The 26,920-nt window shown below is 65.6% G+C and carries 20 protein-coding genes and 1 pseudogene; 7 read left to right on the top strand and 14 right to left on the bottom strand.

All coding sequences use genetic code 11. The annotated features are described in order from the left end of the window. Positions 1-32: 32 nt before the first annotated feature. The 3 genes and pseudogenes from OKW30_RS20140 to OKW30_RS20130 all read right to left on the bottom strand — a co-directional run bounded on the left by OKW30_RS20140 (position 33) and on the right by OKW30_RS20130 (position 1,116). Positions 33-708, bottom strand: a pseudogene (locus OKW30_RS20140) (hypothetical protein). 3 nt (positions 709-711) lie between these two features. Then, on the bottom strand, positions 712-870 hold the full coding sequence (locus tag OKW30_RS20135; RefSeq protein ID WP_041734448.1) for a DUF6726 family protein: 159 nt from the start codon (positions 868-870) through the stop codon (positions 712-714). A 54-nt stretch (positions 871-924) separates the two neighbouring features. After that, on the bottom strand, positions 925-1,116 hold the full coding sequence (locus tag OKW30_RS20130) for a hypothetical protein (RefSeq protein ID WP_429347434.1): 192 nt from the start codon (positions 1,114-1,116) through the stop codon (positions 925-927). A gap of 392 nt (positions 1,117-1,508) precedes the next feature. Between OKW30_RS20130 and OKW30_RS20125 the strand changes: the two genes are divergently transcribed. Both OKW30_RS20125 and OKW30_RS20120 read left to right on the top strand, forming a co-directional pair. Then, a complete protein-coding gene (locus OKW30_RS20125) occupies positions 1,509-2,249 on the top strand; it encodes a response regulator (protein ID WP_184035675.1) in 741 nt (246 codons plus the stop codon). Beyond that, positions 2,246-3,553, top strand: a complete 1,308-nt coding sequence (locus OKW30_RS20120) for an ATP-binding protein (protein ID WP_429347433.1) — start codon at positions 2,246-2,248, stop codon at positions 3,551-3,553. Before OKW30_RS20125 ends, OKW30_RS20120 begins: the two co-directional genes overlap by 4 nt. A 192-nt stretch (positions 3,554-3,745) precedes the next feature. Here OKW30_RS20120 and OKW30_RS20115 read toward each other — a convergent pair whose 3' ends face one another. After that, positions 3,746-4,621 carry a tyrosine-protein phosphatase gene (locus OKW30_RS20115; protein WP_187616827.1) on the bottom strand — a complete coding sequence of 292 codons (876 nt, stop codon included), beginning with the start codon at positions 4,619-4,621 and terminating at the stop codon, positions 3,746-3,748. 354 nt (positions 4,622-4,975) lie between these two features. Between OKW30_RS20115 and OKW30_RS20110 the strand changes: the two genes are divergently transcribed. Together OKW30_RS20110 and OKW30_RS20105 are read left to right on the top strand one after the other, a co-directional pair. Continuing rightward, the gene (locus OKW30_RS20110; protein WP_187628810.1) at positions 4,976-6,235 is read left to right on the top strand and encodes an MFS transporter; all 1,260 of its coding nucleotides are present in this window, start codon (positions 4,976-4,978) and stop codon (positions 6,233-6,235) included. A 27-nt stretch (positions 6,236-6,262) separates the two neighbouring features. Further along, positions 6,263-7,528 carry a D-amino acid dehydrogenase gene (locus tag OKW30_RS20105; RefSeq protein ID WP_184035667.1) on the top strand — a complete coding sequence of 422 codons (1,266 nt, stop codon included), beginning with the start codon at positions 6,263-6,265 and terminating at the stop codon, positions 7,526-7,528. A 197-nt stretch (positions 7,529-7,725) separates the two neighbouring features. Here OKW30_RS20105 and OKW30_RS20100 read toward each other — a convergent pair whose 3' ends face one another. The 3 genes from OKW30_RS20100 to OKW30_RS20090 form a co-directional block, all read right to left on the bottom strand. Beyond that, the gene (locus OKW30_RS20100) at positions 7,726-9,195 is read right to left on the bottom strand and encodes a glutamate synthase subunit beta (protein WP_184035664.1); all 1,470 of its coding nucleotides are present in this window, start codon (positions 9,193-9,195) and stop codon (positions 7,726-7,728) included. A gap of 104 nt (positions 9,196-9,299) precedes the next feature. Continuing rightward, on the bottom strand, positions 9,300-14,003 hold the full coding sequence (locus OKW30_RS20095) for a glutamate synthase-related protein (protein WP_429347432.1): 4,704 nt from the start codon (positions 14,001-14,003) through the stop codon (positions 9,300-9,302). Positions 14,004-14,355: 352 nt separating this feature from the next. Further along, positions 14,356-15,063, bottom strand: coding sequence for a transposase (locus OKW30_RS20090; RefSeq protein WP_013090727.1), 708 nt, complete (start codon positions 15,061-15,063; stop codon positions 14,356-14,358). Positions 15,064-15,250: 187 nt separating this feature from the next. On the opposite strand from OKW30_RS20090, the gene OKW30_RS20085 reads away from it, so the two are divergent. Next, entirely contained in the window at positions 15,251-15,976 is a 726-nt protein-coding gene (locus OKW30_RS20085) for an OmpW/AlkL family protein (protein WP_187628813.1), read from the top strand. Positions 15,977-16,343: 367 nt separating this feature from the next. Continuing rightward, complete coding sequence (locus tag OKW30_RS20080) at positions 16,344-16,724, top strand: DUF883 family protein (protein ID WP_184070650.1); 381 nt, start codon at positions 16,344-16,346, stop codon at positions 16,722-16,724. Between the two features lie 103 nt (positions 16,725-16,827). Here OKW30_RS20080 and OKW30_RS20075 read toward each other — a convergent pair whose 3' ends face one another. The 7 genes from OKW30_RS20075 to pilM form a co-directional block, all read right to left on the bottom strand. Then, on the bottom strand, positions 16,828-18,030 hold the full coding sequence (locus tag OKW30_RS20075) for a deoxyguanosinetriphosphate triphosphohydrolase (protein ID WP_311540332.1): 1,203 nt from the start codon (positions 18,028-18,030) through the stop codon (positions 16,828-16,830). A 144-nt stretch (positions 18,031-18,174) separates the two neighbouring features. Continuing rightward, positions 18,175-19,251 carry a 3-dehydroquinate synthase gene (aroB, locus tag OKW30_RS20070; protein ID WP_429347431.1) on the bottom strand — a complete coding sequence of 359 codons (1,077 nt, stop codon included), beginning with the start codon at positions 19,249-19,251 and terminating at the stop codon, positions 18,175-18,177. A gap of 8 nt (positions 19,252-19,259) precedes the next feature. Beyond that, the gene (locus OKW30_RS20065) at positions 19,260-19,811 is read right to left on the bottom strand and encodes a shikimate kinase (protein WP_090802131.1); all 552 of its coding nucleotides are present in this window, start codon (positions 19,809-19,811) and stop codon (positions 19,260-19,262) included. A 114-nt stretch (positions 19,812-19,925) separates the two neighbouring features. After that, positions 19,926-21,644 (bottom strand): type IV pilus secretin PilQ, encoded by a 1,719-nt coding sequence (gene pilQ, locus OKW30_RS20060; RefSeq protein ID WP_429347430.1) that lies wholly within the window; start codon positions 21,642-21,644, stop codon positions 19,926-19,928. After that, a complete protein-coding gene (locus tag OKW30_RS20055) occupies positions 21,641-22,573 on the bottom strand; it encodes a hypothetical protein (RefSeq protein WP_429347429.1) in 933 nt (310 codons plus the stop codon). The genes pilQ and OKW30_RS20055 overlap by 4 nt, the downstream gene beginning before the upstream one ends. Beyond that, the gene (locus OKW30_RS20050; protein WP_429347428.1) at positions 22,570-23,256 is read right to left on the bottom strand and encodes a fimbrial assembly protein; all 687 of its coding nucleotides are present in this window, start codon (positions 23,254-23,256) and stop codon (positions 22,570-22,572) included. Before OKW30_RS20050 ends, OKW30_RS20055 begins: the two co-directional genes overlap by 4 nt. After that, complete coding sequence (pilM, locus tag OKW30_RS20045; RefSeq protein ID WP_429347427.1) at positions 23,253-24,242, bottom strand: pilus assembly protein PilM; 990 nt, start codon at positions 24,240-24,242, stop codon at positions 23,253-23,255. The genes OKW30_RS20050 and pilM overlap by 4 nt, the downstream gene beginning before the upstream one ends. 270 nt (positions 24,243-24,512) lie before the next feature. Here pilM and OKW30_RS20040 point away from each other — a divergent pair, with 270 nt between their 5' ends. Continuing rightward, positions 24,513-26,909, top strand: a complete 2,397-nt coding sequence (locus OKW30_RS20040; RefSeq protein WP_429347426.1) for a penicillin-binding protein 1A — start codon at positions 24,513-24,515, stop codon at positions 26,907-26,909. Positions 26,910-26,920 lie beyond the last annotated feature (11 nt).

Raw genomic sequence — 26,920 nt, 5'->3', positions numbered from 1 at the left:
AATCAGGGTTGCCTGGCAATCGTCAGCCCACGTCAGCCCGCATCGGCGCCGCTCGCCTGCCATTGCCGCACGAGCGCTTTCATCCACGCATCCGAGCCCTTCAGCAGATACGTGAGCGTGCCGTTGCGGCTGCCGGGCAGAAAGCACAGCGTGATCGAACTCACCGCGTTTTCCCATACGTACATCGGCATCGCGCCCGGCGCCGCCGCGTTGCGCGTCGCGCAGATCCTCCGCGGTCAGCTCGTCGATCACGAACGACATCTCGTAGAGACGCAGCGCGCCCTGCCCGTCGATGCGCGCGAAGCGCATCACGTGTTCGAGCGCCGGCGCACCATCGACCACGGCCTGCGACACCGCCCAGCGTTCATCATCGCGATGCCCCCAGCGGCACGCGACGCTCAGGCTATCGTGCGACTTCAGCCGCATGCCGAGCGCTCCGGCCTGCACGTCCGTCTCGCAGATCGGCACGCTGCCGACCGGCGTCGCGCGCACGGTCGAGCCCGCGCGGAATTCGTCGATCGTGATGCCGAGCGCGACGCCGCGAAACGAAAACGGCGCGTCCGGCGAGCGCCGCCGCGTGTCGGTGACGACGCTATTCGATGCCGCGCTGGCCGCCTTCGCACTGCGCGCGACGAGCTGTGCATGCGCGGCGCACGACAGCACGCCGCCGAGCAGCATCAGTGCACCAACCACCCGGGTAAGCGTCATGATTCAATCGATCGCGGAAGCGCACATGTCGAACGGCGTCGCCGCCGCATGGCCGACCACCGGCAGCACTTTCAGTGTCGCCGCCGTGACCCGGCACGGCAGCGCCGCGGCGCCGCAGCCGCCGAGCGGCAACAGCAGCGCGCCGGCAACGAGCCACGCCACGGCGCGCCGCCGCTGCTCAGTAGTTCTGGATAACGGCACGCGGACCTCGCCGATTCACGCAGTCGTGTTGACCAGATGGCCGATGAGCCCCGTGCCCGGCGCAGGCAGTGCAGGCTGCCCGAGCCCAGCGCTCTGCTGCGATTTCGCCGCTGCGCCCGTGGAGCTTGAACTGGCGGACTTCTCCGTGGCCGGCTTATTTGCCAGCGAGGAGAAAGGCGTGGAACCGAGCGTATTTTGGATCGTCATGATGGACCTCGCGAAGGCGCGCATTGCGCACCGGTATCGGTTGAACGCCGCGCGCCGTCGTCCGAGGCAGCGGGCCTCGTTCGGCGTGCGGCGCGACTTGCTGCGGAACGAATCATCGCGCCGCGCGGGTGCCGACGATGGGCGAAGCAAAGCACGCTTTCGCGCTGTTGTTACGATCCGTTCCGTGGGCTTGCGAGAGCTTTCGAGTGCTTGCCAACTGTTGTCATCGCGTGCCTGTCGTCGCGCAGAGCCGGATCAGGCAGTGCTAAAGTAAGCGCTGCACCTTCGCTGATCCGCCCCGGCGCGAGCCCGCCAGCACCGAGCGGCGCACAGTAAGCGTTGGTAAGGAAATGCCCGGTCGCGCGTCGGGCGGGCCAGTCTAGAATTTCGCCATGAATCCACAGGTCCTTATCGTCGACGACGATCCGGTCGTACGCGATCTGCTTTGCAAGTTTCTGCAGTCGAACGGCTTCGATGCGTCCGTGCTGCATGACGGCACCCATTTGCAGCGTCGTCTCGAGCGTGAGCGGCCGTCGGTCGTCGTGCTCGACATCATGATGCCGAACACCGACGGCCTGCGCGCGCTCACCGCGTTGCGCGCCGCCGGCGACGACATCCCGGTGATCTTCGTGACCGCGCGCGGCACGGTGGCCGACCGCATCGTCGGCCTGTCGCTCGGCGCGGACGACTATCTGACCAAGCCGTTCGATCCGCGCGAACTGCTCGTGCGGATCCAGACCGTGTTGCGCCGGCGCGGGCCGTCCACCACGAGCGCGCCCGAAGCACGCAAGCGCTATCGCTTCGGTCCATTCGAACTGGACTTCGCCACGCGCTCGCTGACCCGCGACGATGCCAAGCTGCCGCTGCGCGACAGCGAATTCGCGCTGCTGAAGATCTTCGTCAACAATCCGTACAAGGTGCTGTCGCGCGTGCTGATTCACGATCTCGTGCATCGCGACAACCTCGCGTTCCGCGACCGTAGCCTCGACGTACCGATCTGGCGCCTGCGCCGCGTGATCGAAGACGACCCGTCGAACCCGTGCTACGTGCAAACGGTGCGCGGCAGGGGCTACGTGTTCGTGCCCGACGCCAACGGCACACCCTTCGAGGACGGGGCCGCCCCGAGCGCATGAGAAATCCGCTGAACACGCTGTTCGGCAGAATGGCGTTGCTGTCGGCGGCGGTGCTGTTCGCGATTCAGGCGAGCTGGTTCGTGCTGGTGACGATGCAGCCGCCGCGCCACGAAATCGACGGCTTCGCGCGCGGCATTCTGCTCGTGCTGCAGGCGATCAACGGCGAGCCGATCAAGGGCGCCGCGCTCGCGCCGGCGATGCGCGTGCATCTGGTGCCCACCTGGAACATGCCGACCAGCGTGCATCTGCGCGAGCCGCACGAGCATATGGTGGTCGAACTGAGCCGGCACCTGCGTGAGAACCTGCCGGCCGGCACGCAGATCGCCGTCGACGATCTGCGTCCGCCGCAACTGTGGGTGCTGGTCCCGGGCAAGTCGAACTGGGTCGTCGTGCCGGTCGACCTGCCGCCGCCGCCGCGCTTTCTGATCGAATCGGTGTCGATGCTGGTCGCCGGGCTGATCCTGTCGTTGTTCGCGGTGTGGCAGATGCAACGGCCGTTGTCGCGCGTGGCCGATGCGTCGCGCGCATTCGGCTCGGGCGGCCGGCCCCAACCCGTGCCGGTGCAGGGCCCGCGCGAGCTGCGTGAGCTGATCGGCTCATTCAACGACATGATGCGGCGCCTGAACGAAGCCGGCGACGACCAGGCGGTGATGCTCGCCGGCGTCGCGCACGATCTGAAGGCGCCGCTCACGCGCCTGAAGCTGCGCGCAAGCGTGCTGGTCGACGAAAACGAGCGCGCGGGCCTGATCCGCGACGTCGATTCCCTGACCAACATCGTCCAGCAGTTCCTCGAATTCGCGGGCCAATCGGCGGACGCCGGACCGCCCGTCGAAGTCGACGAGTTCTTGCGCGAGCAGTTTTCCTCGGGCGATTACGCGGAGGCCGCTGAAACCGCCGAAGCGGCGGACCCCGCCGAAACCCCGCTGTTCGCGCTCGATCTGCGCGCCGGCCCCTCGTTCACGCTGCCGCGCACGCTGCTCGACCGGCTCGTGACGAACCTCGTCGACAACGCGCTCGAACACGGCATGCCGCCGGTGGAAATCTCGACCGCGTACAGCGACCGTCATTGGACGATCAGCGTGCGCGACCACGGCGCCGGCATTCCCGACGACCGCATTGCCGCGGCGATGAAGCCGTTCGTGCGGCTCGACGCCGCGCGCGGCGGCGAAGGCCATTGCGGGCTCGGTCTCGCGATCGTCGCGCGGCTCGCGCACGATCGCGGTGGACGCTGCCTCGTGCGCAATCACGCGCAGGGTGGGCTCGAAGTACGGATCGAATTGCCGTTGGACCCGGCGCTGTCGTAAGGATGATCGCAGGCAAACGCGGCGCGGACCGGACACTTACCTGCCCTTACCGCATCGACTGTTGCGCGGGGTGCGGCCTTATAGTCACCCCCGGCAACCTCGATGCAGCCCTTCCCGGTCCGCCCGCACCTCTGCGGCGGACTTTTTTTTTGCGCTGTAAGGAAGGCCACCAAAGCGCGCCGGCGAAGCGCGTCAATGCACGAGCCGATTGCGCAGCGCGTCGACCGTCGCCGTGGAAAGACCGAGGCCTTGCGTCAGGTAGCTCGCCATCGTGCCGTAGCTCGCCTGCACCTGGTCGAAGCCCGCCTGCAGATAGTTCTCGTCGACGTCGAGCAACGGGGCTCTCGCCGTCGCGATGGCCGCGCCTTCCTGCGCGCGCAGCGTGGTGGTTTGCGCGGCGATCGATGGCGCGAGATAGACGTTGCTGAGCAGGTAGTCCTGCATGATCACGTCGAGCGGAACGTTGGCGATGCTGAGCAGCAGCGCCGCGACCCAGCCCGCGCGATCCTTGCCCGCGTTCGAGTGGAATAGCTGCGCGCCCGTGCCGTCGGCGAGCGCGCCGAGCAGCGCGCCATAGGCGGCTCGCTGCGGGCCGCCCGTCACATACGCGCGCGCCTGCGCCTGCATGAACGCGACGGCGTCGACGGGAGAATCGACCGGGGGCGCGACGAAGTCGTTCGTGCCGAGCACGTTCAGCGTCGAGGATGTCGCGCCGCTCGGCAGCACGTCGGCGGTGCGTGCGATTTCGGCGGGCGTGCGCAGGTCGTAGACCGACACGATACCGAGCTTGTCGAGCGTTGCCGTATCGGTGCCGCTCAGCGTCAGCGCGTTCGCGCGATAGAACACGCCGCGCCGCATCTGTTTGCCGTCGACGGTCAGATAGCCGGCACCCGCGCCGCCGACATCGCGGAAGTTGCTGACCGACACGAGCCGCGGCGTAGCCGGCTGATCGGCTTCGAGACTACCGCCGCAGGCGGACAGCAGCGTGCTGCCGAAACCCGCGGCCAGCATCGCACCGGCCGAGCCCCTCAGAAAGCGTCGCCGCGCCGCCGACGCTTCGCCGGGCATGCCGCGCTCCACGGGCACGGTCGTGCTCGCAAAGGCGCGGAAAGGCGAACGGTTTTTCGCGGTAACGGACATCGGGGGCGACAGGTGTATAGGAGGATTGCGTGGGGCAGCCGGGGCTGCAGACGCAGTTTAACGTTGACCAGGAAGTTTTGCGTTACATCGTAGGGGTTAGTAAGAAAAAAGAGGGACGGTTGGCCCACTGATTTCCGTTCCCTTGCGGTGCCTTATCGGCCGTTACCTCGCGCACGCCCTTTTTGACCCCAACTGGCCTCACGACGCCGCATCCCCGTAGAATACGGACACCCTCCCATCCGGCCCCCGCAGGCACAAGAAACCTGGAGACCACAACAAAACATGTCTTCTCTCCAATGGTTCACCGAGCTGACCCCGCGCGAGCGTCGCACGCTATTCGCCGGTTTCGGCGGATACGCGATCGACGCGTTCGACTTCATGATCTACTCGTTCCTCATTCCGACGCTGATCGCGACGTGGGGCATGAGCAAAAGCGAAGCAGGCATGATCGCCACCAGCTCGCTGATTTCGTCGGCGATCGGCGGCTGGCTCGCCGGCATTCTTGCCGATCGCCACGGCCGCATCCGTGTATTGCAATGGACGATCGCCACCTTCGCGATCTTCACGTTCCTGTCCGGCTTCACGCAGTCGTTCTGGCAGTTGCTCGCCACGCGTACGCTGCAGGGCATCGGCTTCGGCGGTGAGTGGTCGGTCGTGACGATCATGATGGCCGAGACGATCCGCTCGCCACAGCATCGCGCAAAGGCGGTCGGCACCGTGCAGAGCAGCTGGTCGTTCGGCTGGGCGGCCGCGGCGATCGTCTACTGGGCGGCGTTCGCGCTGCTGCCGGAACAGTACGCGTGGCGCGCGTGCTTCTGGGTTGGCCTGCTGCCCGCCGCATGGATCATCTATATCCGCCGCAACGTCAGCGACCCCGACATCTTTCTCGCGACGCGTCGCGCGCGCGAAAGCGGCATCAACACGTCGCACTTCATGCAGATCTTCTCAGCCGCGCATCTGAAGACAACTGTGCTCGGCAGCGCGCTGTGCACCGGCATGCTCGGCGGCTACTACGCGATCACGACGTGGCTGCCCACCTATCTGAAGACGGAGCGCCATCTGTCGGTGTTCAATACGAGCGGCTATCTGATCGTGCTGATCGTCGGTTCGTTCGCCGGCTATATCGTCGGCGCGATTCTGTGCGACAGGATCGGCCGGCGCGCGTCGTTCGTGCTGTTCGCGGTCGGCTCGTTCGTGCTCGGCATGGTCTACACGATGCTGCCGATCACCGACACGATGATGCTCGCGCTCGGCTTCCCGCTCGGCATCGTCGTGCAGGGGATTTTCGCGGGCATCGGCGCGTATCTGTCGGAGCTGTATCCGAACGAAATCCGCGGCTCGGGGCAAGGCTTCTGCTACAACCTCGGGCGCGGGCTCGGCTCGTTCTTTCCGATACTCGTCGGCACCTTCGCACAGACGCTGACGCTCGTGAAGGCGATGGGCATCGTCGCGGGCTCGGGGTATCTGCTCGTGATCGTCGCCGCGTTGTGCCTGCCGGAAACGAAGGGCAAGGTGCTAGGGGCGGCCGGCTCCGCCGCTTGAGATCGTCTGACACCGCAGTTCCCAATCATGAAAACGATCGTACTCGGCGGCGGCGTCATCGGCGTCGCCACTGCTTTTTATCTGTGCCAGCAAGGCTGCGACGTGACGGTGATCGAGCGCGAACCGGACGTCGCCCTGTCCACGAGTTTCGGCAACGCCGGCGTGATCGCGCCGGGCTACGTGACGCCATGGGCCGCGCCCGGCATGCCGGCGAAAATCCTCAAGTACCTGTTCAAGCCGGCCTCGCCGCTGATCTTCCGGCCGACGCTCGATCCGGCCCAATGGCGCTGGATCGCGCGCTGGCTGCGCGAGTGCGACCTCGACCGCTTTCGCGTGAACAAGCAGCGTATGCAGCGCATCGCGTACTACAGCCGCGCTTGCCTGCACGAATTCCGCGGCCGTCATCCGTTCGACTACGGCCGCAGCCAGGGCTATCTGCAACTGTTTCGCAGCGAGTACGACGTCGAACTCGCGCAGCCGGCGCTCGCGGTGCTGCGCGATGCGGGCATCGTGCATCGGGAGGTCAGCGCCGCGCAGTGCGCGGAGATCGAGCCGGGTCTGCACTGGGCGCGTCAGGCGCCGTTCTCGGGCCTCTATCTGCCCGACGACGAGGCCGGCGACTGCGCGCGCTTCACCCGCGAACTGCGCGCGATCTGCGAACGCAATGGCGTGAGCTTTCGCTTCGACACGCGCGTCACGTCGCTCGATGTCGAGGGAGCGACGGTGCGCGGCGTGCATATTCAAAGCGAGCGGGGCGCGCAGACGCTGCCGGCCGACGCGGTGGTCGTCGCGCTCGGCGTCGATAGCGCGGCGTTGCTCGCGCCGCTCGGCGTGAAGGTGCCGCTCTATCCGGTGAAGGGCTATTCGGCCACGCTGCCTGTGACCGACGAGGAAAAAGCGCCACGGGCGGCACTGATGGACGAATCGCTGAAGACGGCGATCACGCGCTTCGGCAACAACCTGCGCATCGCGGGTACGGCGGAGCTCGGCAATCGCCAGACGACGTTGCGCGAGCAGGCGCTGCAAACGCTGCTCACGGTGCTGCGCGACTGGTTTCCGCACGCGGCCAATCCGACTTCCGCGCACTTCTGGGTCGGCCGCCGGCCGATGACGCCAGATGGCGCGCCACTGCTCGGCCCGTGCAACATCGACAACTTATGGCTGAACCTCGGGCACGGCTCGACGGGCTGGGCGATGTCGATGGGCTCGGCGCGCGTGGTCGCGGATCTGATCGCGCAGCGCAAACCGGAGATCGATCTCGACGGTCTGACGCTCGCGCGCTATCGCCAATGAGGCGGACATAACGCACCGCGACGAGGCAAAAGAAAACCGGGCTCCCCCTTTCAGGCGAGCCCGGCTTCTTTTTTACTGCATTGCTTTCCCGCTACAGGTGCCCTTCATGGGGCGCCTTGTCGTCTCCACGTCTTCCTGCAAATCGTGGCCGGCGCGCGCGGCATGGAACTCCAGGCACGCACACCGGCCGAAGACGCTCAACGCGGCAGTTCCGAATGCCCCATCAGGAACGCATCGACCGAACGTGCGCACTGACGGCCTTCGCGAATCGCCCACACCACGAGCGACTGGCCACGGCGCATGTCGCCTGCCGTGAACACCTTGTTCACCGACGTGTAGTACGCCTTGTCGCCCTCGGTCGTGGCGCGCACGTTGCCGCGCGCATCCTTGTCGACGCCGAACGCTTCGAGCACCGGCGACACCGGCTGCGTGAAGCCCATCGCGAGCAGCACGAGGTCGGCCTTCATTTCGAATTCGGAGTTCGGCACTTCGACCATCTTGCCGTCCTTCCATTCGACGCGCGCGGCGATCAGCTTCTCGACCTTGCCGTTCTTGCCTTCGAGACGCTTGGTCGCGACCGCCCAGTCGCGCTCGCAGCCTTCCTCATGCGACGACGACGTGCGCAGCTTGATCGGCCAGTACGGCCATACGAGCGGCTTGTTCTCTTCTTCCGGCGGTTGCGGCAGCAGTTCGAACTGCGTGACGCTCTTCGCGCCGTGACGGTTCGACGTGCCCACGCAGTCGGAACCGGTATCGCCGCCGCCGATCACGACGACGTGCTTGCCCTTCGCGACGAGCTGGTTCGGCACTTTGTCGCCGGCGTTGACCTTGTTCTGCTGCGGCAGGAATTCCATCGCGTAATACACGCCTTCGAGCTCGCGGCCCGGCACCGGCAGATCGCGCGGCGTTTCGGAACCACCGGCGATCACGACCGCGTCGAACTGTTCGTTCAGTTCGGCCGGCGTGATGGTTTCCTTCGCCGTGTTGCCGATGTGCGCCGGCAGCGAGTCCGGCTTGCCGATGAACACGTTGGTGCGGAACGTCACGCCTTCGCCTTCCATCTGGCGCATGCGGCGGTCGATCTGCCACTTCTCCAGTTTGAAGTCGGGGATGCCATAACGCAGCAGGCCGCCGATCCGGTCGTTCTTCTCGAACACGGTCACGTCATGACCGGCGCGCGCGAGCTGCTGCGCGGCCGCGAGACCCGCGGGGCCCGAGCCGACCACGGCGACCTTCTTGCCGGTCTTGTGCTTCGGCGTTTGCGGCGCGACCCAGCCTTCGGTCCAGGCTTTGTCGATGATCGCGTGCTCGATCGACTTGATGCCGACCGGGTCGTCGTTGATGCCGAGCGTGCACGCAGCTTCGCACGGTGCCGGGCAGATGCGGCCCGTGAACTCGGGGAAGTTGTTGGTCGAATGCAGCACTTCGATCGCGTTCTTCCAGTCCTGACGGAACACCAGGTCGTTGAAGTCCGGGATGATGTTGTTGACCGGGCAGCCGCTGTTGCAGAACGGAATGCCGCAGTCCATGCAACGCGCGCCTTGAATCTTCGCTTCGTCGTCGGTCAGTGCCGCGACGAATTCCTTGTAGTGCTTCACACGCGTGAGCGGAGCCTCGTACGTCTCGTGGCGACGTTCGAACTCGAGAAAACCGGTTGCCTTGCCCATGTGGTTCTCTTCTCTATCTGTATCTAGGGGTAATCTGGACCCGCCGCGCGTCGATTGGTCGGAACGCGGCGGGTACGTCTAAAGTTGACTTCCGTGAAGGCAGCTCAGGCGGCGAGCACTTCGCTGTTCGCCTTCTTCGCGGCGAGTTCGCCGAGCGCGCGCTTGTATTCGGTCGGGAACACCTTCACGAACTGACGGCGTGCCGCGTCCCAGTTTTCGAGCAGCGCCTTCGCGCGCGGAGAGCCCGTGAACTGGAAGTGACGCTCGATGAGCCCCTTGAGCAGCGCTTCGTCGGTCGTGCCGCGATGCCACACGCCTTGATCGACCGTGCGCTCCTGTTCGGCCTGTTGCAGCACCGGCTCGAGCGCGACCATCGACTTGTTGCACTTGCTCGCGAACATGCCGTCCGGATCGAACACGTACGCGATGCCGCCCGACATACCGGCCGCGAAGTTACGGCCCGTCTCGCCGAGCACGACGACCGTGCCGCCCGTCATGTATTCGCAACCGTGGTCGCCCGTGCCTTCGACGACCGCCGTCGCGCCCGAGTTACGCACGCAGAATCGCTCGCCGGCCACGCCGCGGAAGAAGGCTTCGCCTTCGATCGCGCCGTACATCACCGTGTTGCCGCAGATGATGTTCTCTTCCGACTTGCCGCGGAAATCGTTGGTCGGACGGATGATGATGCGGCCGCCCGACAGGCCCTTGCCCACGTAGTCGTTGCCGTCGCCGACCAGATCCAGCGTGATGCCCTTCGCGAGGAACGCGCCGAAGCTCTGACCCGCGGTGCCCTTCAACTGGATGTGGATCGCGTCGTCCGCGAGTCCTTCGTGGCCGTACTTCTTCGCGATCGTGCCCGACAGCATCGCGCCGACCGTGCGGTTCACGTTGCGCACCGGCTGGATGAACGACACGTGCTCGCCTTTCTCGATCGCGGCCTTCGCCTTCTCGATCAGCGTGTGGTCGAGCGCGCGGTCGAGGCCGTGATCCTGCACGTCGACGTGCTTGCGCGCGACTTCCGCAGGCACTTGCGGCTGGTAGAACACACGCGAGAAGTCGAGGCCTTTCGCCTTCCAGTGCTCGATACCCTTCTTCGTGTCGAGCAGTTCCGCGCGACCGATCAGGTCGTCGAACTTGCGGATACCGAGTTGCGCCATGATTTCGCGCGCCTCTTCCGCAATGAAGAAGAAGAAGTTCACGACGTGTTCCGGCTGGCCCTGGAACTTCGCGCGCAGCACCGGATCTTGCGTCGCGACGCCGACCGGGCACGTGTTCAGATGGCACTTGCGCATCATGATGCAGCCTTCGACGACGAGCGGCGCCGTCGCGAAGCCGAACTCGTCAGCGCCGAGCAGCGCGCCGATCACGACGTCGCGGCCGGTCTTCATCTGACCGTCGGCCTGCACGCGGATACGGCCGCGCAGCCGGTTCAGCACCAGCGTCTGCTGCGTTTCGGCGAGACCCAGTTCCCACGGCGTGCCCGCATGCTTGATCGACGACAGCGGCGATGCCCCCGTGCCGCCGTCATGACCGGCGATCACGACGTGGTCGGCCTTCGCCTTCGCGACACCCGCGGCAACCGTACCGACGCCCGACTCCGACACGAGCTTCACCGAGATGCTCGACGACGCGTTCACGTTCTTCAGATCGTGAATCAGCTGCGCCAGATCTTCGATCGAGTAGATGTCGTGGTGCGGCGGCGGCGAAATCAGGCCGACGCCCGGCACCGAGTACCGCAGCTTGCCGATGTAGTCCGACACCTTGTGACCCGGCAGCTGACCGCCTTCGCCCGGCTTCGCGCCCTGCGCCATCTTGATCTGGATCTGGTCGGCCGACGCGAGGTACTCCGCCGTCACGCCGAAGCGGCCCGACGCGACCTGCTTGATGCGCGAGCGCAGCGAATCGCCTTCCTTCAACGGAATGTCGACGACCACTTCGTCGCCGATCACGGACTTCATCGTGTCGCCGTTCTTGATCGGAATGCCGCGCAGTTCGTTGCGGTAACGGTTCGCGTCTTCACCGCCTTCACCGGTGTTCGACTTGCCGCCGATGCGGTTCATCGCGACGGCGAGCGTGGCGTGCGCTTCGGTGCTGATCGAGCCCATCGACATTGCGCCGGTCGCGAAACGCTTGACGATTTCCTTCGCCGGTTCGACTTCGTCGAGCGGGATCGCCTTGGTCGGATCGAACTTGAACTCGAACAGGCCGCGGAAGGTCATGTGGCGCTTGGTCTGATCGTTGATCAGATGCGCGTATTCCTTGTACGTCTGGTACGAGTTGCTGCGCGCCGAGTGCTGCAGCTTGGCGATCGCATCCGGCGTCCACATGTGTTCTTCGCCGCGCACGCGGTATGCGTACTCGCCGCCCGCGTCGAGCATGTTCGCGAGGACCGGGTTGTCGCCGAATGCTTCGCGATGCAGTCGGATCGCTTCTTCCGCGACGTCGAACAGACCAATGCCGCCGACTTTCGACGACGTGCCGTGGAAGTACTTCGACACCAGATCCGCGGCAAGACCGACCGCCTCGAAAATCTGCGCGCCGGTGTACGACATGTAGGTCGAAATACCCATCTTCGACATGACCTTCTGCAGACCCTTGCCGACTGCCTTCGTGAAGTTGTAGACCGCCTTCTCCGCCGACAGGTCGCCCTTCAGGCCGGCCGCGAGCTGGCTCAGCGTTTCCATCGCGAGGTACGGGTGCACGGCTTCCGCGCCATAGCCCGCGAGCAGCGCGAAGTGGTGCGTTTCACGCGCCGAACCGGTTTCGACGACGAGACCCGTGCTCGTGCGCAGACCCTGCTGCACGAGGTGCGTGTGGATCGCGGCCGTAGCGAGCAGCGCCGGAATCGCGACGTTGTCGCGGTCGGTCTTGCGGTCCGACACGATCAGCATGTTGTAGCCGGACTTGACCGCATCGACGGCTTCCGCGCACAGCGACGCAAGGCGTGCCTCGATGCCTTCCTTGCCCCAGGCGACCGGATAGCAGATGTTCAGTTCGTACGAGCTGAACTTGCCGCCCGTGTACTGATCGATCGCGCGGATCTTCGCGATGTCCTTGAAGTCGAGCACCGGCTGCGACACTTCGAGACGCATCGGCGGGTTGATATTGTTCGTGTCGAGCAGGTTCGGCTTCGGGCCGATGAACGACACGAGCGACATCACCATGTTTTCACGGATCGGGTCGATCGGCGGGTTCGTGACCTGCGCGAACAGCTGCTTGAAGTAGTGATAGAGCGTCTTGTTCTTGTTGGACATGACCGCGAGCGGCGAGTCGTTGCCCATCGAGCCGACGGCTTCCTCGCCCGCTTGCGCCATCGGCGCCATCAGGAACTTCAGGTCTTCCTGGGTGTAGCCGAACGCCTGCTGGCGATCCAGCAGCGCAGCAGCTTCGCGGCGTTCCGTCACGACGTCTTCGGCCTTCGCCTCGATCTCGTCGAGCTTGATGCGCACGGCGTCGATCCAGCTCTTGTACGGCTTGGCGTTCGCGAGGTTGTCCTTCAGTTCCTTGTCGTCGATGATGCGGCCGTGCTCCATGTCGATCAGGAACATCTTGCCCGGCTGCAGACGCCACTTCTTGACGATTTTCGACTCGGAAATAGGCAACGTGCCGGCTTCCGACGCCATGATGACGAGGTCGTCGTCGGTGACGATGTAGCGCGCCGGGCGCAGACCGTTACGGTCGAGCGTCGCGCCGATCTGGCGGCCGTCGGTGAACGCGATGGCGGCGGGGCCGTCCCACGGCTCCATCATGGCGGCGTGGTATTCGTAGAACGCGCGGCGATTTTCGTCCATCAGCGTGTGCTGTTCCCAGGCTTCCGGAATCATCATCATCATCGCGTGGACGAGCGGATAGCCGGCCATCACCAGCAGTTCGAGACAGTTGTCGAACGATGCCGTATCCGATTGGCCCGGATAGATCAGCGGCCACAGCTTCGGCAGATCGTCGCCGAGTACGTGCGAGGCGATCGCGCCGGTACGCGCGTTCAGCCAGTTGACGTTGCCCTTCACCGTGTTGATTTCGCCGTTGTGGGCGATCATGCGGTACGGGTGAGCCAGTTCCCACGCCGGGAACGTGTTGGTCGAGAAGCGCTGGTGCACGAGTGCGAGCGCCGAGATGGTGCGGTCGTCCTGCAGGTCGCGGTAGTACACGCCGACCTGGCCCGCCAGCAGCAGACCCTTGTAGACGACCGTGCGCGCCGACATCGACGGCACGAAGTATTCCTTGCCGTGCTTGAGCTTCAGCGCCTGGATGCGATGGCTCGCGGTCTTGCGGATGATGTACAGCTTCCGCTCGAGCGCGTCGGTCACCATGATGTCCTTGCCGCGGCCGATAAAGATCTGGCGGATCAGCGGCTCGCTCGCCTTCACGGTCGGCGAGATCGGCATGGTGTGGTCGACCGGCACGTCGCGCCAGCCGAGCACGACCTGACCTTCGGCCTTCACCGTGCGCTCGAGCTCCTGTTCGCAGGCGATGCGCGACGCGTGCTCCTTCGGCAGGAAAATCATGCCGACGCCGTATTCGCCAGCCGGCGGCAGCGTCACGCCCTGCCGGGCCATCTCTTCGCGATAGAAGCCGTCCGGAATCTGGATCAGGATGCCCGCGCCGTCGCCCATCAGCGGATCGGCGCCGACGGCGCCCCGGTGATCGAGGTTCTCGAGAATCTTCAGGCCCTGCTGGATGATTTCGTGACTCTTGTGGCCCTTGATATGGGCGACGAAGCCGACGCCGCAGGCATCATGCTCGTTTTGCGGGTCGTACAGACCTTGGGCGGCGGGAACCGGGTGAATCGGTTGCTGGTGATCGTTCATGGGGACACCGTCTGTGAGGAGGCCGGACAGGCCGTTAAACCATTGTGCTTTTGCCGCAGTGCGCTTCGCGACCACGACGGCGCTCTTCTCGCAGCAAGACTGCGCAGGACGAAAAGCGTCGGAAATCGGAATATACGCGACGAATCAAGGAAATAGCAAATAAAACCTAATGATCAGCCCCCGATTATCAAATTGGTGCAGTGCGGTTATTTTTTATTGGTGCCACATCAACTTGAGGCAAAAGAAAACGGCATCCGACGTGCCGTCTTCATGCAGTCCCTTGATGCAAAACACTTTAATCGGATTTAAAGCGGCTCTATCGGCGCCGCCGGGGTATCGCCCTGCCGCCGCCTCACTGCGTATGCGGCGTCTCGCGCACCTTGCGTGGCCGGCCACGCGGTAGGGGTGACACACGTCGGTTGGCGGCGCGCGCCGCCCATTCGCGGTACGTGTCGCTGCCGAGCACCCAGCCCTTCAACGTGGCTTGCTGGAGCTGGCTTGCCTCGCGCTCGTCGAGCGGCTGCTCGCACAGTTCGCGATAAGCACGCTGTCGCTCGAACGGCGTATTGCCGAGCGACCAGTAAAGGGGGTGATCCGTGATCAGACTGTCGAGGGTGAGGCCGATGTGATGACGGTAGCTCGACCAGCGATAATCCTCGGCCGCGTTGACCAGCTGCAAGCGCACCGGACACATTTCCACGACCCGGCTCGCAAGCAGGAAGTAGCGCTCACCCTCGATCACGGTGGCCCGGTAACGGCCTTCCCACAAGGTGCCGCGACGCGCATAACGCCGGTTGAAGTGCGCGACATAGCGCCGCCCGACGGCCTGCATCGCCTTGGGCAGGCTCGACTCCTCGGTGGGCGTGACGAGCAGTTGCACGGCGCCCGGCATCAAGGCGTAAGCGTGGATCGAAAGGTGATGGTCCCGGGAGGCCGCCTTCAGACAGTCGATGAAAAGCTCGTAGTCCTGGTCGTCGACGAAGGCGGGCTGCTGGTCGAGCCCGCGGAGGATGACGTGCTGCGGCTGGTCGGGGACATAAAGACGTGCAAGCCGTGCCATGCTGGAGTGTCCAATAGTCGCGTTGGTATATACCCGAAGGTCCGAAGAGCCGCATGGGCGCAAGGTTCGGCGTCATGCGGCCAAGCCAGAAACCACGTGGTGCTTAGGGAGAAAACTCTAACCGCCGCGTATGGTTTGTTTCAAACGTTGTAGTCATAATGAGCGGGCCTTTTTTGGAGGAGCACATATGAAATTAAAACAGGCCGTAACGGGGATGGCAGTGCTAGCCGGCATGAGCACGGCAGCGCACGCACAATCGGCCGGCACCATTTACTTCTCGACGGGCTGGTTCCATCTTGCGCCCCAATCGAGCAGCGACCCACTGACCGTGACCAGCATTGGCGGTAGCCCAACCAACATCACCGAAGCCAACACCGGCGCCTCGCTGAGTTCGGCCGATACCATCGGTTTCACCGCCGGCTACTTCGTCACCGACCATATCGCAACCGAATTCGTCATTGGCGTCCCCCCTACTTTCGATCTGTTCGGCACGGGCAGCTTCGCGCAGTTCGGCAAGCTCGGGCAGGCCAAACAGTGGAGCCCGACGCTGCTGTTCAAGTACTACTTCAACGCGCCGACTGCTTCGTTCCGCCCGTATCTCGGTCTCGGTGTGAGCCGCATCTGGTTCACCGACGAACACATTTCCAACAGCGCATTCGAAGCCAACGTTCTGCATGGTCCGACCAGTGTGTCGACGGATAGTTCGTGGGAACCTGTGTTTAATGCGGGCTTCACGTACGCCTTCAATCAGCATTGGTTCGCCGGCGTGTCGATCTCGTACCTGCCGCTCAGCACGACCGCAAAGCTCACTTCGGCATCGGCCACGCCGGTCGGCACGCTGACCGTGCAATCGCAAACCAAGATCAAGCTGAACCCGATCGTCACTTACGTCAACGTCGGTTACCGTTTCTAACGCTTCGCTAGAGCGGGTAGCTTGAATTAGGGTAGTCGAATTTTCGCGACCTGGGGAACGCCGTCATCGAACCGATCACGGCGTTTGCATTTGGCGTCTCTGTTGCATCGGGATGGCAGCGTCATCCGGCATCAGCGTTTGTAAATTTGACGCGAATTCGGCGCGTCCATGTGCAAAATCCGGCGACGATACGGGCACGCCCCATCCTGTCGCGAGCCGCACGCGTGCAGCGGTGCCGGCAATGCAGCGCTTGGCATCGAAGTTGCGTTTAGATGGCGTTTCCTATGCGACGACGTGATACTGCGTCTGCGCATTGCGTGTCCGCGCGACGATGCGCGGGGCCTTTCAACTCATCGACGGAGCGACCATGACAGCACTTCCAAATACGCGAGACGCCCTCGGCGAATCCTGGACCAGCGCGAGTCGCCGCGCGCGGCGCATCGCTCGCCACAGCCGCCACGCGGCCGAAGATATCGCGGTCGAGTTGCGCACCCTGCTGTCGGAACTCGAATCGACCTTGGCCGACGGCACGCAGGCCGACGCCGTGGCCTTGCGCGGCAGGCTGCGCAAACAGTTGGACGCCGCGCGCGAGCGGCTGAACGACACGCGCGACGCGATGCGCGATCGTGCGGGCGTGGCGATCTCGGACGCCGATCACTACGTGCGTGAAAATCCGTGGCAGACGATTGCGATCGTCGGCGGGCTTGCGCTGGTGGCGGGGGCGCTGTTCGCGTCCCGTTCGCGATGAAGCTGGCTTGCGCGGTTTGACGGTGCTGGCAAGGGGGCGCGACGGCCGCTCCGATGCGGCAACGCTGAACGTTACGCCCCTTGCCGCGTCCAGCCGCCAGCGGCTAGTTATCGTCGATCACGAACAGCCGCCGATACTCCTTCAGCGCGTAACGATCGGTCATCCCCGCGATGTAATGCGCGATCAAACGCGGCTGACGCGTCGCATCGGCCGACTGATAGTCCGGCGGCAGCAGCCGCGGGTCGTCGGTGAACGCGTCGAACAGGCCGACCACGACGCGGCGTGCCTTGTTGGCCATGCGCATCACGCGATAGTGACGGTACATGTTTCTGAACAGGAAGCGCTTGAGCGCCGCGGCCTGCGCGGCGATCGCATCACTGTGCGCGACGAGCGGGGGCGCCGCGCGCACGTCGTCGAGTGACGCCGGCGCGTAGCGCGCGAGATTGGCCCGCGTCGTTTCGATCAGATCGACGATCAGCGTATTGATCACGCGCCGCACCGTCTCGTGAATCAGCCGACGCCCCTCGATCTGCGGATAGTCGCCGCGCGCCGCCTCGCAGTGCGTCTGCCAGAGTTCCACTTCGGCGAGCTGCTCGAGCGACAGCAGACCGGAGCGCAGCCCGTCGTCGACGTCGTGATTGTTGTACGCGATTTCGTCGGCGAGGTTGGCGATCTGCGCTTCGAGCGACGGTTGCCGCCCTTCGAGAAAGCGCTCGCCCAATGTCCCGAGCCGGCGCGCGTTGTCGCGCGAGCAGTGCTTGAGAATGCCCTCGCGCGTCTCGAAGCACAGGTTCAACCCATTGAACGCTCCGTAGTGCTCTTCAAGTTCGTCGACGACGGTGAGGCTCTGCAGGTTGTGCTCGAAGCCGCCATGCTCGCGCATGCATTCGTTCAACGCATCCTGGCCGGCATGGCCGAACGGCGTATGGCCGAGATCGTGCGCCAGCGAAATCGCTTCGACGAGATCTTCATTGACGCGCAGATTGCGCGCAACCGAGCGCGCGATCTGCGCAACTTCGAGGCTATGGGTGAGGCGCGTGCGAAACAGGTCGCCCTCGTGGTTGACGAATACCTGAGTCTTGTATTCGAGCCGCCGGAATGCGGTCGAGTGGACGATGCGGTCGCGGTCGCGCTGAAACTCGGTACGCGCGCTCGGCGCGGTTTCCGCATAGCGACGCCCACGCGACTGGCTCGAATGCGCCGCGTACGGCGCGAGATGCGCTTCGAGCGCCTGCTGGGTCGGCGCGGGGACGGCGGGTGTGGCAACCGCGGCAGCGGCATCCGCGGTGCTGACCGTGGCCGCGATGACGCCGTTCCCGGCGCCTGCGCGCGCGCTCGTCGTGTCATGCTGGATATCGTCGCTGCGCCTGTCAGTCACCGGGTCCTCCGAAACATGGGCGGCGCCTCGTGACGCGGGTGCGTGAAGCGTGGCTGCAGGGCCGTGTTGAATCTAGACGGCGGCGGCCAGCGTCGCATGCACGTCGGCGTCGGGCGCGCGGGTGATCAGTGTCTCACCGAAACGCTTCAGCAGAATGAACTTGATCGCGCCGGCTTCCGCCTTCTTGTCGATCTGCATCAGCTCGATGTAACGATCCGCGCCGAGCGCGGGAGCACGCGTGGGCAGATGCGCGGCAAGCACGACGTCGACGAGCCGCTTGCGCGACGCTTCATCGAGATGGCCGAGCCTCACCGACAGATCCGCCGCCATCACCATTCCGCAGCCGACCGCCTCGCCGTGCAGCCACTCGCCATAGCCGAGTCCGGCTTCGATCGCGTGGCCGAACGTGTGACCGAAGTTGAGGATCGCGCGCAGACCACTTTCGCGCTCGTCCTGCGCCACCACCGACGCCTTGATCTCGCACGAGCGTTTGACTGCCTCGGTCAACGCCTCCGGTTCGCAGCGGTTCAAAGCCTCGATATTGGCCTCGATCCAGCTGAAGAATCCGGCGTCGGCGATTGCGCCGGTCTTGATGACCTCGGCGATGCCCGCCGCGAGTTCGCGTTCGGGCAACGTACGCAATGCGCCGATGTCAGCGATCACCGCCCGAGGCTGGTAGAACGCGCCGATCATATTCTTGCCCAGCGGATGATTGATGCCGGTCTTGCCGCCGACCGACGAATCCACCTGCGACAGCAACGTGGTCGGCACCTGGATGAAAGGCACGCCGCGCATGTAGCAGGCGGCGGCAAACCCGGTCATGTCGCCGATCACACCGCCACCGAGCGCGATCAGCGTGGTCTTGCGGTCGGCGCGCGAGCCGAGCAGCGCGTCGAAGATCAGGTTCAGCGTCTGCAGATTCTTGTGTGCTTCGCCGTCCGGCAAAACCACCGTGGACACCTGCTTGTTCAGCGGCGCAAGCGCTGCGCGCAGCTTGTCGCCGTAGAGCGGATCGACGGTGCTATTGGTGACGATCGTGACCGAGTTGCCGGCGATATGCGGCGCGAACAGCGCGGTCTGGCCGATCAGGCCGGCACCGATATGGATGGGGTAGGCGCGCTCGCCCAGTTCGACGTTGACGGTAATCATACGGTCCATTATGACGCAGGATGTTTGGCGACGCCGGCCATCTCGAGCTGCATCAGAACCATGTTGACGAGTCCGTTGACCGAGGGCCGGCCGGTTTCGATCACGAAGTGCGCGCATTCGCGGTACAGCGGGTCGCGCACTTCATAGAGCGCTTCGAGGCGCGCCTTGGGGTCTTCCGTTTGCAGCAGCGGGCGATTCTTGTCGCGCCGCGTGCGCAGCCACAGGTCATGCGGATTGGCGCGCAGATAGATCACGAGGCCACGGCTTTTCAACGCTTCGCGGTTTTCCGGCCGCAGGACTGCACCGCCGCCGGTCGCGAGCACGATATTGTCGCGCCCGGTCAGCTCGGAGATCACGCTCGCTTCGCGATCGCGAAAGCCCGCTTCGCCCTCGAGCTCGAAGATCACGGGAATGCGCGCGCCCGTGCGCGCCTCGATTTCATGGTCGGAATCGAAGAACGGGCGCTCGAGACGGCGCGCAACCGCCCGACCCACAGTGGTTTTTCCTGCCCCCATGAGCCCTACGAAAAAAACATTGGCGTGTGCGTCCCGCGCTTGCAACGGTGTCCTCTGGCTAATCCGGTGTAGTTCGTGCCGCAGCTTACTGGCAAAGCGGCTGCCTTGTCGAGCCTGCGCGCCGCCGGCGGACGGCGGTGCATGCGTGCCCTATATGCCCTAATTTTCCCGCACCACGCGCGGCGTGATGAAAACCGCCAGTTCGCTACGCGTGTCGCGATGAGTCCGATGGCGGAACAATGCGCCCAGAACCGGTATTTTGCCGAGGAGGGGCACCCGCTCGACGTCGTCACGGTCGTCGGTCTCGTAAATTCCGCCGATCGACACCGTACCACCATCCTCGACCTCGACGCGCGTTTGCACGTGCTTGGTGTTGATCGCGGGCCCGGCGTCGGTCTGCTCGCCGACGCTGTCCTTCGCGACGTCGAGATCGAGCACCACGCGGCCATCCGGCATGATCTGCGGCTCGACCTCCAGTTTGAGCGTCGCCCGGCGAAACTGCACGCCCGATACGCCCTGGCCGACCTTCGCCTGATACGGCAGCTCGGTGCCCTGCTCGACGATCGCCTTCATCCGGTCCGCGGTGACGACCCGTGGGCTCGACACGATTTTCCCATGCCCTTCGGACTCGAGCGCCGAGAGTTCGATATTCAGCAGCCGGGTCGCGTGAGCCGCGAACAGCGTGAGGCCGGCGGTCGCGGCATCGAATCCGGAGATCGGTCGGGCCGACAGATCGTACACGGAGCCGTCCGTCCCACCCGTCAGCCCTCTCGACGTACCGTCCGCGCTGGTGCCGGCGAGCGACAGCCGCACCCCGAGATTGCGCGAAAAACCCTGGTCGCCTTCGACGATCTGAGCCTCGATCAGCACCTGGCGAGTCGGCCGGTCGACGGAAGCGATCAGCGCCGCGATCTGCTCAAGCCGCCCCGCGAGATCGGTGACGAACAGCAGGTTGGTGCGCGGATCAGCGGTGACGGCGCCACGTTTGGACAGCACGCGCTGGGTGCCGGAACCGGTCAGCAGGCGACGCACGTCCTCGGCATGCGCGTAGTGCAGCTCGAAGGTGCGGCTCGCGAGCGGCTCGAGGTCCGCGGCGCGCGCGTGGGCTTCGAAGCGCTGACGTTCGCGCGCGGCGAGCTCGGCGGCAGGCGCGACCCAGATTACGTTGCCGTGGCGCTCCATCGCCAGATTGTTGACGTCGAGCAAGGTGTCGAACGCGGTGCGCCACGGCACCTTGTCGAGACGTATCGACACGGCGCCGCGCACTTTGTCGCTGGCAACGATGTTCAGGCCGGTGAACTCGGCGAACGCTTTCAGAACCGCGCCAAGTTGCGCACGCTGAAAGTTCAGCGAGATCGGCTCGTTGCCCGCGGGAAGGCCCGAGTCCGCACTCGCCGATGCGTCGGCGAGGCGCGGCCGCGGCGGCAGCGGGACCGGCGGGCCTTCGAGACCAGGCGTGCCGGCACTGTCGTCGCGAGCCGGGGTGGCGGGTTGTCCTGGCGAAGGCGGCGGCATCGGGCCGTTGGCGACGTCGTCCGGGGAGGCGTCGGGCGCTATCGCGGAACGCGCGGCCGGCTGGAGCGTGTCCGGCTCCTGGGCCGCGCCTGGCGTGGAAACGTCGCCGAACGGATTCGCCGCCTGGCCGATGCCGCCGCTCGGCAGTGGCGCCGTCTCGTAGGCGGTGTTGGCCGATCCGGCCGGGTCGTCGAGCGCCGCGTAAGTCGGCAACGGCGGCAGCAGCAGTGGCGTCGCTGCCTGTGCGACGCCGGCACCCAGCGTCGCGGCGACGTAGAGCCCGAAACACCGTCCGCAGACGACGCGGACCTCGCGTCCGACACCCAGCGTCGCGACGCTCCATCGCTTGAGCGTGCGCATCATGACGCCTCCGTCAGCGTCAGCGTGCGCGTCGCGCCGCCGTTCGCGAGCGTAATGCCAAGCGCGTCGAGCTGTGTGACCCGCTCGACGCCCAGTCGTTGCCCGGCCGCGACCGTCGTCGTGCCGTCTGGCGTGTCGAGCAGCGCGAGCCCGCGGGTACGATCGCGCAGCAAACCGACAAGGCGCAACTCAGAAGCATCACCCAGCTCGCCGCTCGCGGAGATCTGCGACTTCGCAAACGGATCGAAGAACACGAGGCCTTCGTCGTCATCGTCGCCAGCCTCGTCGGCGTCAGGGCTCGCCTCGGCGCCCGCAGCCGGGGTGTCGGGCACCGGTCGCAGCGCGGCGTACACCTGCAGCGTCGCGGCCACCGCGAGCCCTTTGCCGTCCTGCTTGACGGTCACGTCGACGGGAACGATCAGCACCGGCAGTTGCGCGAGCCCGTGGAAAAACGCCATCAGGTGAACGAAGTCGGTGCGCGCGGTGAGCTGCAGCACGCGCATCCGCTCGACGCCCTCGCCGCTCGCCGCGCCCGGTTCCACCGCAAGCAGCGCGACGCCGCTTTGCGTGGCCAGCTCGGAGACGATGCGCACGTCGTCGGCGGAGTTCCACGACACGGCGCTCGACGCCGTGGCCGGCATCGCCGCGGCTGCACGGCGCAGCGATGGCAGCTGTGCGAGCGTGTGCCGCGCGTCCGCGAGACGCTGCGTGCTGAGCGCGAGCGCCGCGCGGCTCGCTTCCAGTCCGGCGAGATCAGCCGCGTTCCAGCCGTACGCGCCGACACCGAACACGAGCGCGGCAAGCGTCGCCGCGACGAGCCAGCGACGGCGCCGGCTCCACGCCTCGAGCGGCATACGCGCCCGCTTGACCCAGCGCGAAAAACCCGCGGACCCATGCGCCGCACCACCCGCCTCGAAAAAGGTCGTGCTCATCGCGCACCTCCCGTTGGTGCGGCCTTCAGGGCGCGCGTCGCTTTGTGCGGCGGATCGCCCCAGCGCAGGCGCGCATCGAACTCCACGGGTCCGCCTATCGCCTGTTCCGTCGACGCGCCGCCCTTCCCCGTCGGCCGATGCAGATCGCGCATCTCCGCGCCCTGCACGCCGTGGATCGCGCCGAGCCGCTTGAGCCACTCAGCCGACGCGATATGGCCACTCGAAGTCGCCAGCAATTCAGTCTCGTACTCGCGCTGGCGCAACTGCCGCAACACGACGCGATCGCCGGGTTCGAAGCTCAGCGCGTCGAGCAGGTCGCGCAGATGTGCGAGCGGCCTCGCGAGACTCGCGGCGCGCGCCGCGGCTTCGCGCTCGTCCTGTTCGGCCCGCGACAGCTTCGCGTGCTCCGCGAGCGGCACGGCGAGCGGAGTCAGCGCCTGCCCGGCCGCCGCGCGCCGCGCATCGAGCCGCGCTGCGGCGAAGCTCTGCCAACCGGCGACGAGCAACACACCCGCGGCACCGACACAAGCGGCCACAGCCCAGTCGCGCATACAGCGGCGCCGCGCGAGTCGCGCGTTGCGTTGGCGATACGGCAGCAGATTGAAGCCGCCCAGCCACGGTACGGCGGCGCGCTGATCGGCACTCGCGGCGACGCCAGACGAAAACGACAGAACGGCCTTCATTCCAGCACCCCGCGCAACGCGAGCCCAAACGCGACCGCGCCAGCCGGCTCGTGCAGCAAGGCGTCGTCGAGCGGCCGCGCGTGACTGCCGAGCAGCGCGCATTCGAACGGCAGCGCCGAGCAGCCGAGCACGTCGCCAATATCGGCGAGTGAAAAGCCGACGCCGTCGAGCAGATCGATTTCGCCGCCAATCAGCGCGCAGTCGAACTCCGGCCCGTGCGTGAGATCGCGCAACGCGTCGGCGAGATCGGCATGCTCGGGCGCCGGGTAGCGCATCTCGCCGACGCTCGCGCCATCGACGACGCTCCAGCCGTACACGCCGTCCGTACCGACCCACACCGCCGCGTACGGCTCGTTCGGGTCGAGCTCGCGACTGGCCGCGTGGCGCAGCGCGCGCAATGCCGCGTGCGGTTCGCCATCGATCGCGGACAGCGAAATCCCTGCGGTCGCGGCGCATTCGATCCGCGCTTCGAGATGCTGACGCGCGGTCGCGGCGATCTTCACCGAGCGCACCGGCGACGGCGTCTCGTCGACGTACCAGTCGACCGCGAGCGCATGACGCTCGAGGCCGGCGATGCGCTCCGCCTCTCCCATCACCGCGGGCGCAAGTCCGGCGAGCGCAACGCCGCCGTCCTCCGCCTCGCAGTCGCTCTGAGCGGCGAGCCGCGCGAGCGGCACTGTCGTCGTCAGCGTGGCCGACGAAGGCACGGCCATCGCGCAGCGCAGCGCGTGCGTCGCGCATACGCGCGGCAAACCGGCGAACGCATCGCGCAACGCCCGCGCGACGGCCTGCCGATCGACGATCTCGGCGCCCGCCATGGCGCCGGCCGCGAGCGGCACCGTGCTCATATGTTCGAGATGCAGCGCGCCCCGGGCGCGTTGACTCACCACGACGAGACGCACGTTTTGCGAACCGACATCGATGCCGGCGGCGAAACGCTGCCGGCCCTCCCGCACCGCCTGAAGCCACGAATTTGTATAGGCCATACCGCCCTCCCTCTGACTCACGCGACGAACCATTCGAACGCGAGTAACGAGGGATCATTGTCGGCAGACGCACGTCCTAACGACATTCAGCCGAATGGCTAACGCGGATGCGAAGCCGCCCCGAGCGACATCAAAGCGACTACAGTTGGGACTACGGCGAAGTCATTCCCGCGCCGCCTGGCGTGTGCCGATTGCGCGTTATTCGTAAGCTTGTCGAAAGCAGAAAAACCCTGGCGGCTATAATCGCGGGACTGTTTTTCCGGTACTCCTATGCAAGCCACGTCTCCTGCGTCCCCACCGCCCGCGCCGAAACAGCGCAAACGTCCGTTATGGCTGAAGCTGATCCTTGGCTTTGTCGGGTTGATCGTGGCGGGCATCGTCTGCGTGGCGCTGGTGCTCGGCTATGCGCTCGTCGTCGCGACGCCGAACCTGCCGTCACTCGATGCATTGACTGACTATCAGCCCAAAGTGCCGCTGCGAATCTATACGGCCGATCACGTGCTGATCGGCGAATTCGGCGCGGAGCGGCGCGACATCGTGCACATCCAGGACGTGCCCGACAGCCTGAAGAAAGCGATCCTCGCGATCGAGGACGCTCGCTTCTATGAGCACGGTGGCGTCGACCTCACCGGCATCGCGCGAGCCGGCTTCGTCGCGCTGACCAACGGTCATGCGACCCAAGGCGCGAGCACGATCACGATGCAGGTCGCGCGCAACTTCTTTCTGTCCAGCGAGAAGACGTACACGCGCAAGATCTACGAGATGCTGCTCGCGTACAAGATCGAGTCGAAGCTGAGCAAGGATCAGATTCTCGAGGTGTACATGAATCAGATCTATCTCGGTCAGCGCGCGTACGGTTTCGCGAGTGCCGCGCGCGTGTACTTCGGCAAGGATCTGAAGGACCTGACGCTCGCCGAATCGGCGATGCTCGCCGGTCTGCCGAAGGCGCCCTCCGCGTATAACCCGGTCGTCAATCCGAAGCGTGCGAAGGTGCGCCAGGAGTACATCCTGCAGCGCATGTACGAATTGCACTACATCACTCAGGAACAGTACGACGAGGCGAGCCGGCAGCGGCTCGTCGTGAAGGGCATGGGCAAGGAGTACAGCGTACACGCGGAATACGTCGCGGAAATGGTGCGGCAGATGATGTACGCGCAGTATCGCGAGGAAGCCTACACGCGCGGCCTGAACGTCGTGACCACGATCGACTCGGCCGATCAGGACGTCGCCTACCACGCGGTGCGCAAAGGCTTGATGGACTACGAGCGCCGTCACGGCTATCGCGGCCCGGAGGCGTTCATCGATCTGCCGGCCGACGCCGACGAGCGCGAGCAGGCCATCGACGACGCGCTGCTCGAACATCCCGACAATGGCGAAATCATCGCGGCCGTCGTCACGGCGGCGAGCCCGAAGCAGGTCCAGGCGGCGTTCATCGACGGCAATGTCGCGACCATTCAGGGCGACGGCCTGCGCTATGCGCAGTTCGCGCTCGGCCCGCGCGCGCAGCCGAATCAGCGCATCCGGCCCGGCGCGATCGTGCGGCTCGTGAAGAACGACGAGGGCGACTGGTCGATCACGCAATTGCCCCAGGTGGAAGGCGCGTTCATCTCGCTGGTGCCGCAGGACGGTGCGATCCGCTCGCTGGTCGGCGGCTTCGACTTCAACAAGAACAAGTTCAATCACGTGACGCAGGCGTGGCGTCAGCCGGGCTCCAGCTTCAAGCCGTTCATCTATTCGGCGTCGCTCGAAAAGGGCCTCGGGCCCGCCACGATCATCAACGACGCGCCGCTCTTCTTCAGCGCCGCCGAAACCGGCGGCCAGGCGTGGGAGCCGAAAAACTACGGCGGCGGCTTCGACGGTCCGATGACGATGCGCACCGCGCTGCAGAAGTCGAAGAACCTCGTGTCGATCCGCATCCTGAACCAGATCGGCCCGAAGTACGCGCAGCAATACATCACACGGTTTGGCTTCGACGCGGACCGCCATCCCGCCTATCTGCCGATGGCGCTCGGCGCGGGTCTCGTGACGCCGCTACAAATGGCCGGCGCGTTCTCGGTGTTCGCCAACGGCGGCTACCGGATCAATCCGTATCTGATCGCGGAGGTCACCGATCAGCGCGGCGTCGTCGTCGCGCACGCGCAGCCGCTCGTGGCCGGGCAAAGCGCGCCGTTCGCGATCCAACCGCGCAACGCCTACGTGATGAACAGCCTGCTGCAAAGCGTCGCGCAGCACGGCACCGGGGCGAAGAGCAACGTGCTCAAGCGCACCGATCTCGCCGGCAAGACCGGCACGACCAACGATTCCCGTGACGCGTGGTTCGCCGGCTATCAGCACACGCTCACCGCGATCGCGTGGATCGGCTACGACAACCCGCGCAGCCTCGGCGACAAGGAAACCGGCGGCGGCCTGGCGCTGCCGGTGTGGATCGAGTACATGGGACGCGCGCTGAAGGGGGTGCCCGAGTACAAGATGCCACGCCCCGACGACGTCAGCGAAATCGGCTCGGAGCTTTATTTCGACGAGTTCACGCCGGGCCACGGTTTCATCGCGACGGTCGGCGTCAGTCAGGCGACGCTCGATGCGGAGGCGAGCGCGGCAGCCGCCGCTCCGGAACAGGTCGGCGAACAGGAAAAGCAGGACATCATGAATCTGTTCCGCGGGCACTGAGGCTGCGTCGA

It is taken from the genome of Paraburkholderia sp. Clong3 (assembly GCF_050436485.1).
GTDB classification, from domain to species: Bacteria; Pseudomonadota; Gammaproteobacteria; order Burkholderiales; family Burkholderiaceae; genus Paraburkholderia; species Paraburkholderia tuberum.
This window is presented reverse-complemented; position numbering and strand designations above follow the sequence as displayed.